Annotated in this window: 7 protein-coding genes and 1 tRNA gene; 3 read left to right on the top strand and 5 right to left on the bottom strand. The window is 42.5% G+C overall.

The annotated features are described in order from the left end of the window. Positions 1 to 279: 279 nt before the first annotated feature. The gene (locus UFB30_RS15580) at positions 280 to 1,164 is read right to left on the bottom strand and encodes a DMT family transporter (protein ID WP_322422618.1); all 885 of its coding nucleotides are present in this window, start codon (positions 1,162 to 1,164) and stop codon (positions 280 to 282) included. A gap of 94 nt (positions 1,165 to 1,258) precedes the next feature. On the opposite strand from UFB30_RS15580, the gene UFB30_RS15575 reads away from it, so the two are divergent. Beyond that, complete coding sequence (locus tag UFB30_RS15575) at positions 1,259 to 1,945, top strand: MgtC/SapB family protein (RefSeq protein ID WP_322422617.1); 687 nt, start codon at positions 1,259 to 1,261, stop codon at positions 1,943 to 1,945. An 85-nt stretch (positions 1,946 to 2,030) separates the two neighbouring features. On the opposite strand, the gene UFB30_RS15570 is transcribed toward UFB30_RS15575, so the two are convergent. Next, positions 2,031 to 2,102 (bottom strand) — tRNA-Ala (locus tag UFB30_RS15570). 97 nt (positions 2,103 to 2,199) lie between these two features. Between UFB30_RS15570 and UFB30_RS15565 the strand changes: the two genes are divergently transcribed. Then, positions 2,200 to 2,943, top strand: a complete 744-nt coding sequence (locus tag UFB30_RS15565) for a potassium channel family protein (RefSeq protein WP_322422616.1) — start codon at positions 2,200 to 2,202, stop codon at positions 2,941 to 2,943. Here the strand turns inward: UFB30_RS15565 and UFB30_RS15560 are convergent. The 3 genes from UFB30_RS15560 to UFB30_RS15550 form a co-directional block, all read right to left on the bottom strand. Next, on the bottom strand, positions 2,936 to 3,337 hold the full coding sequence (locus UFB30_RS15560) for a YugN family protein (RefSeq protein WP_322422615.1): 402 nt from the start codon (positions 3,335 to 3,337) through the stop codon (positions 2,936 to 2,938). The genes UFB30_RS15565 and UFB30_RS15560 overlap by 8 nt on opposite strands. A gap of 85 nt (positions 3,338 to 3,422) precedes the next feature. Next, a complete protein-coding gene (locus UFB30_RS15555; RefSeq protein ID WP_322422614.1) occupies positions 3,423 to 4,772 on the bottom strand; it encodes a glucose-6-phosphate isomerase in 1,350 nt (449 codons plus the stop codon). Between the two features lie 528 nt (positions 4,773 to 5,300). Continuing rightward, entirely contained in the window at positions 5,301 to 6,464 is a 1,164-nt protein-coding gene (locus tag UFB30_RS15550) for an iron-containing alcohol dehydrogenase (RefSeq protein ID WP_322422613.1), read from the bottom strand. A 140-nt stretch (positions 6,465 to 6,604) separates the two neighbouring features. Between UFB30_RS15550 and UFB30_RS15545 the strand changes: the two genes are divergently transcribed. Continuing rightward, entirely contained in the window at positions 6,605 to 6,838 is a 234-nt protein-coding gene (locus UFB30_RS15545; protein ID WP_322422612.1) for a DUF378 domain-containing protein, read from the top strand. Positions 6,839 to 6,889 lie beyond the last annotated feature (51 nt).

Genomic DNA, 6,889 nt, shown 5'->3' with positions numbered 1-6,889 from the left:
GCTCATTGTCTTTTTGTTTCGAAAAAGACTAAAAATCTTAAACGTTGACGTTTGGTTGTTTAGTTTTCAAGGTTCAATTACTTCGTTCACCCTGCGCGATTTCTCACTCGAGCGACTTAATCATCATATCTCTTTTTCCTTGTCGAGTCAACACTTTTTTGAAGAAATTCAATTCATTGTGTCGAGCGATTTTCTCTCGCGTCTCTTAAGGACAGGTAATAATATATCACGGCATTTAATATCGCGCAATACCTTTTTCAAAAAAACTTAAAAACTTGTTTAAGAAACTTTTATTCTCTTAATCGTTAATACAAAGAATCCGAGACTCAGCAGGATAATCAGCCCTCCTGTTAATTGTTCCGCCCCAAGTGTTTCATCCAATATAAAGTAAGCAAATATCGCAGCACCAACCGGCTCAAAAAGAATCGCCATGGAGATGACGGTTGTACTCACCCATTTGATTGCCCAATTGAAAAGTGAATGTCCAAACAATGTTGGAAGAATTGCAAGGCTTAAGAAGATAATCCATTCATTAGTTTCAAACGGCCCGAGGGATTCACCTTTTATCAGTACATATACGAAAAGAACGATTGCGCTAATTGTATAAACAATAAAAGTATAAGTAGTCAGTGACAAGTGTTTACGTACACTTTGACCGAATAACAGATAACCTGTTACAAACGCACAGGAAATGAGTGCAAGGATATCTCCGAATAGTGCCATCCCGCTCACCTGAAGATCTCCAATACCGATTAAGATACTTCCTGAAATTGCTGCAACTGCTGCAATGACAGCGCGTGATGATATTTTCTCATTAAATAAAAAGTATGCACCAGCAAATGCAAACAGCGGCTGCATTGTAACGAGCACTGTCGAACTTGCGACAGAAGTATACTGAAGTGATTCAAACCATAAAATGAAATGGAATGCTAAAAAAGCACCGGCAGCTGTCGTGACAATCCAGTCTTTCTTATTTAATAGCTTAACTTCTTTTAGATGTCCTTTTAAAAAGAAAGGCAATAGAATGCATGCACTGAAAAACATTCTGTAAAATGCAATGACTCCCGGTTCACCTGATGACAGCTTGACCAGGATCGCTGAAAACGAAACAGTAATGACACCTATGATGATTGCTAATGGAGCTAGCTTCTCTCCGAATTGCATAGTGTAAACTCCTCTGCCGCTGTATAATATAGTGAAGCACTGCCATATCCTTACTTTGATCGATTCAATCAATTAATTCAAGGGGGTGCTGTAAATGTTTAATGAAGAACTTTTAATCAAACTGGGGATTACTGCGGTTCTTGGGTTAGTGATCGGAATTGAACGTGAACTGAAAAAGAAACCTGTAGGACTGAAAACCAGCTTAGTGATTTCAATTGCAAGCTGTCTTTTAACGATTGTTTCTATTGAGTCCGCTTATTCATTCAGCGGTGATAATGAAGTGAATATTACGATGGACCCTCTCAGACTTGCTGCTCAGATTGTATCCGGTATTGGATTTTTGGGAGCAGGCGTTATTTTACACAGAGGAAATGATACCATATCGGGCCTTACGACTGCAGCAATTATCTGGGGTGCTGCCGGGGTTGGGATTGCTGTCGGTGCCGGCTTTTATATAGAGGCGACGCTGGGTGTCATTTTAATTATTGTGAGCGTTGAGTTGATTCCATTCATTTTGAAATGGACAGGACCAAGCCACTTCAGACAAAAAGAAATATATATTAAAGTGATCCTGACGACTCCGGCAAGTGGCAAAAAGCTGCTTGGGGACTTGAAAAATGAAGGTGTTATGATCGAGCAGATGAGATTAAAGGACACAAAAGAAAAGCTGCATATGGTGGAACTGACTGCATCTATACCTATCAAACAAAGCGTGACTGATCTCTATAGCCTGATTTCTTCAATGGACAGCGTGGAAGGCGTGGAGATTGAATCGAGATAATATGAGGAATATAACCATACATTTGAAATACGATTTCACATAAAGAAGACCCTTGAAGCCAGTGTGCTTCCAGGGTCTTTTATTATGGAGCTAAGGGGATTCGAACCCCTGACCTCTTCACTGCCAGTGAAGCATTCTCCCACTGAACTATAGCCCCGTGCAAAGACTATTATACCGTTTAAAATCAATCGTGCAATAGTGGGCGGAATAAAATAATTCACTGGAAGGCAATACTAATGCTGAGGTGAAGACTGATGATAATCCAGCATATAAGCAGGCTGCCAAAATGGATTTTTTTAATTTCTGCTCTGCTTTTTTTAATATTTTCCGGTGGAATTCTGGCTTTTATTATTGAACCGCAAACGTTTAAAACTGTGGGGGATGGATGGTGGTGGGCGCTTGTAACAATCTCAACACTGGGCTATGGGGATCTTGTACCTGCCAGTGCTGAAGGAAGAATACTTGCCGCCGCTCTTCTCGTTATAGGTGCAGGTTTACTCTCAAGTTACTTTTTTATGTTTGCAGCACTTATACTCCGCTCACAGCAGTCAGTCAGAGAAGGTGCGGCTGCTGTTTCAAAGTCAGATCATATTATTGTTGTGGGATGGAATGCAAGAGCCTACTATATCCTTTCCCGCCTCGATGAAGATGCCATTATTATTGATCAGTCATTGAGTACACACCCTATGTATGATCAGAAGCAGGTTGATTTTATAAAAGGAACAGCCTATCAGTCTTCTGTTTTGCAGAAAGCATGTGTTGAAAAAGCGAAGGAGATTATTATTACTGCAGATCAGCACCTGAATGAAGAAGCTGCTGATACACATACAGTCTTAACGATTCTGACGGCTAAGCAGATGAATCCTTCAATCAGATGTGTGGCAGAACTGATTTCAACTCAGTTAAAAGAACAGGCAATCTCAGCTGGTGCGGATTCAATTGTCCTGACAAAGCGGGTGATCGGAGAAGCACTTCTTAGTCAGCATCAGCCTAACTGAGAAGTCTCTCCGCTCTTTCAAGCGCTGCCTGTCCCTGATCAATTTGCTCCGAGGAAAGCTGAGCATCTTTATTTTCAGGTGATTGAAATTGGTTGAAAGCAGCAGATACCGCACCGGATGAAGCGTCCTGGTCCCGGTCAGGATCATATTGATGACACAACAGAAATGGCTGAAGCATTCTGACTGTGCTGTCATCCTTATCGAGCTCTCCCCCTTCTGCTTCAAACGGAAGTCTGAGATACAGGTATTCCCCTTCCTGATTCAGCAGTAAATCAAAGTGTCCATGGTCATATTCCCAGCCACCTCCAATTACATAGCCTTCTTTTTTAAGACGATCCTCAAGCAGTATAAGTGGAAATTCTTTTCCCTCTATCGATGATTGAAATGTATGCATATCCCACACTCCTTTTAAATGTAGGGTATCCATTAGTATTTAAATGTATGCAAAAAGGCTGCCCATGACAGGCAGCCTTAAAAGTTTACTTCAAACGTTTTTCAAGCTCAGCTTTCTTCTCTTCAAAGCCAGGCTTTCCAAGTAATGCAAACATATTTACTTTGTAAGCTTCAACACCAGGCTGGTCAAATGGGTTCACTCCAAGCAGGTAGCCACTTACTGCGCATGCCTTTTCGAAGAAATACACCATATAGCCGAATGTATAAGCATCCATTGCAGGGATTTCAAGAATCAGATTCGGTACTCCGCCGTCAGTGTGCGCAAGCAGTGTTCCTTCGAACGCTTTGTTATTTACAAAGTCTACTGTTTCACCCGCAAGGTAGTTCAGTCCGTCAAGATCACTTTCAGCCTCTTCGATCGTCAGTTCATGACGCGGATTTTTCACCTTCACAACTGTTTCAAAGATGTCGCGGCGTCCTTCCTGTACATACTGACCAAGCGAATGCAGGTCTGTAGAGAAGTTTGCTGATGCAGGGAAAATCCCTTTCAGATCCTTCCCTTCACTTTCTCCAAACAGCTGCTTCCACCATTCGTTGAAATACTGAAGACCCGGCTCATAGTTAATGAGCATTTCTACTGTTTTACCTTTGTTATAAAGGATATTACGGATTGCAGCATATTGATAAGCGCTATTATCTGAAAGCTCAGAAGAACTGTATTCTTCGCGCGCATCAGCAGCACCCTTCATCATTGCTTCAATATCGATCCCTGCAGCTGCAATTGGCAGCAGTCCAACTGCTGTCAGTACAGAATAGCGGCCGCCAACATCGTCAGGTACAACGAATGTTTCAAAGCCTTCTTCAGATGCAAGAGTTTTCAGTGCACCTTTTTCTTTATCAGTTGTTGCATAAATGCGCGATTTCGCTTCTTCTTTACCATACTTTTCTTCAAGCATCTTTCTGAAGATACGGAAAGCAATCGCAGGTTCAGTCGTTGTACCTGACTTTGAAATCACGTTAATTGAGAAATCTTTTCCTTCCAGCAGATCCATCAGGTCTCTCATGTATGTAGAGCTGATGTTGTTACCAACGAATAGAACCTGTGGTGATTTTCTCTGATCTTTTGATAACGCATTGTAAAAGCTGTGGTTCAGCATTTCAAGCGCAGCACGTGCGCCAAGATATGAACCGCCGATCCCAATTACTAATAGTACGTCAGAATCTTTACGGATTTTTTCTGCTGACTGCTGAATACGTGAGAATTCCTCTTTATCGTAGTTAACCGGAAGATCTACCCATCCTAAAAAGTCGCTTCCTGCACCTGTTCCTTCGTGTAGTGCATCATGAGCCTGCTTGACAGCACCCTGCAGATACGTCAGTTCATGTTCACCGAAAAATTCAAGTGCATTTGAATAATCAAAACGAATTGATGTCATATCGTTTTATCCTCCTTAGTTTTATCTTTCTTCACTTTATATGATGTCTATAAGAGAATCAAGAAAGGTCCTGATTGTAAACGGATTCATTTTGAAAAAAGTTGATTTCTTTTTTGAAAATTGGAAAGTGATAACAGAACGGTTGATTTCCGCTTCAGGCGGAGGCTTTCCGGGCGGCGGTCGCCAAGCCTCCTCAGACTTCGTCTTCCGGGGTCTCGGCTATCCCGCTTTACCGCCCCGGAGTCCCCGCCTTACGCTCCAATCAACCTGAGATTATCTAATAAAAAAGAGTACTATACCGATGAATCAGCATAGTACTCAATTTTAAAAGGCTTTATTAAAATCCATCATTGTTACTGCACAGCTGTTGATTGGAGCAAAAGGGGGCGACTCCTATGGCAGGAAGGGACAGGTGAGACGGAGCATGGCGAAGCCTGCTGGCTCACCGCCCGGCCATGGAAAGCGTCCCCCTGAAGCGGAAATCAACAGCTCATTTTAATAAAGCCTATTTAATGTGTTCATTATCATTTAAAGTGACGCAGTAAGAATCTTCACAACATCATCTTTATTTAATTTCTTAAAGTTACCGAACTCACCGTTAACCATTGCTTTGTCTGCCATCAGGTCGACTTTTTCGTCGTTGATGTCGTAGTCGGCAAGTGTTGATGGTGCGCCGATTTCTGTCCAGAATTCACGCAGGCGCTGAATGCCTTCTTCTCCGATTTCACGGTCAGATTTACCTTCAGGGTCTACGTCAAATACGCGGACTGCCATTTGGGCAAAGCGCGCCTCGTTTACTTCAAGGTTGTGCTTCATCCAGTTCGGGAACAGGATAGCAAGACCGCCGGCATGCGGGATATCGTATACAGCTGATACAGCATGTTCGATATTGTGTGATGCCCAGTCTCCTCTGTAACCCATCTGAAGCATGCCATTTAACGCAAGTGTCCCGCTGTACAGGATCGTTTCGCGCAGTTCGTAATTTTCAAGATCATTGACAAGCTTCGGTGCTGTTTCAATGACTGTACGAAGAACACTTTCAATCAAGCGGTCCTGCACTGGTGTATTGGAGACATTGTGATAATACTGCTCAAATAAGTGACTCATCATATCTACCATGCCGTAGATTGTCTGATCCTTCGGCACTGTAAATGTGTTTTGTGGATCAAGAATTGAGAACTGAGGGAATGTTGCAGGGCTTCCCCAGCCATACTTTTCCTGTGTTTCTTCATTTGTGATAACAGATCCTGCATTCATTTCAGAGCCTGTCGCTGCAAGTGTCAGTACTGTACCAAAAGGCAGTGCTTCGCTTGCGAATGCTTTCTTTGTAACAAGGTCCCATGCAGCGCCGTCATATTTTGCACCTGCTGCGATCAGCTTCGTGCAGTCAATGACACTTCCGCCACCTACTGCAAGGATAAAGTCGATATTTTCTTTCTTCGCAATCTCGATCCCTTTTTCAGCTGTAGTCAGACGAGGGTTAGGTTCAACACCTGACAGTTCAAACACTTCTGCATCGATTTCTTTCAGCAGACCTGTGATCTGATCGTAAAGGCCATTCTTTTTAATACTGCCTCCACCATATACCATCAGTACTTTTTTGCCGTATTTAGGAACTTCTTCTTTTAATTGTTCTGTCTGGTCTTTTCCGAAAATCAGTTTCACCGGATTATAAAAAGTAAATGTATCCATTGTGAAAACCTCCTTCTGTTGTTCTGTCCACTATTCATTATCTTTGATGATTCCGCTGAATGCAATTGAGATGCTTGAGTGGAATAGAGAAGGTGCGGATCGCAAATAATAAAACAATTCCATTGTAAAGGAGGGATATCATGCACACGGTCCAGAGAATCGCATTGGTTTTAACAGTGATTGGCGCACTGAACTGGGGATTAGTTGGATTTTTTGAATTTGATGCAGTAGCAGCAATTTTTGGCGGAGTTGAATCAGCAGGCGCACGACTGGTATATGGACTGGTCGGAATTGCAGGACTGATTAACCTGGGATTATTATTTAAATCTTGGGAGCCGGCTCCCATCGAAGAGAGAGATCCGGCAACGGTTTAGTCTTCAATAGCTAGTTGGTAAACATAAACAAAGGGTTGCCTGCATGTCAGG

It is taken from the genome of Jeotgalibacillus haloalkalitolerans, assembly GCF_034427455.1.
Taxonomy (GTDB): domain Bacteria; phylum Bacillota; class Bacilli; order Bacillales; family Jeotgalibacillaceae; genus Jeotgalibacillus; species Jeotgalibacillus haloalkalitolerans.
Note: the sequence above shows the minus strand (reverse complement) of the source record. Positions and strands in the feature narration are given on the sequence as shown.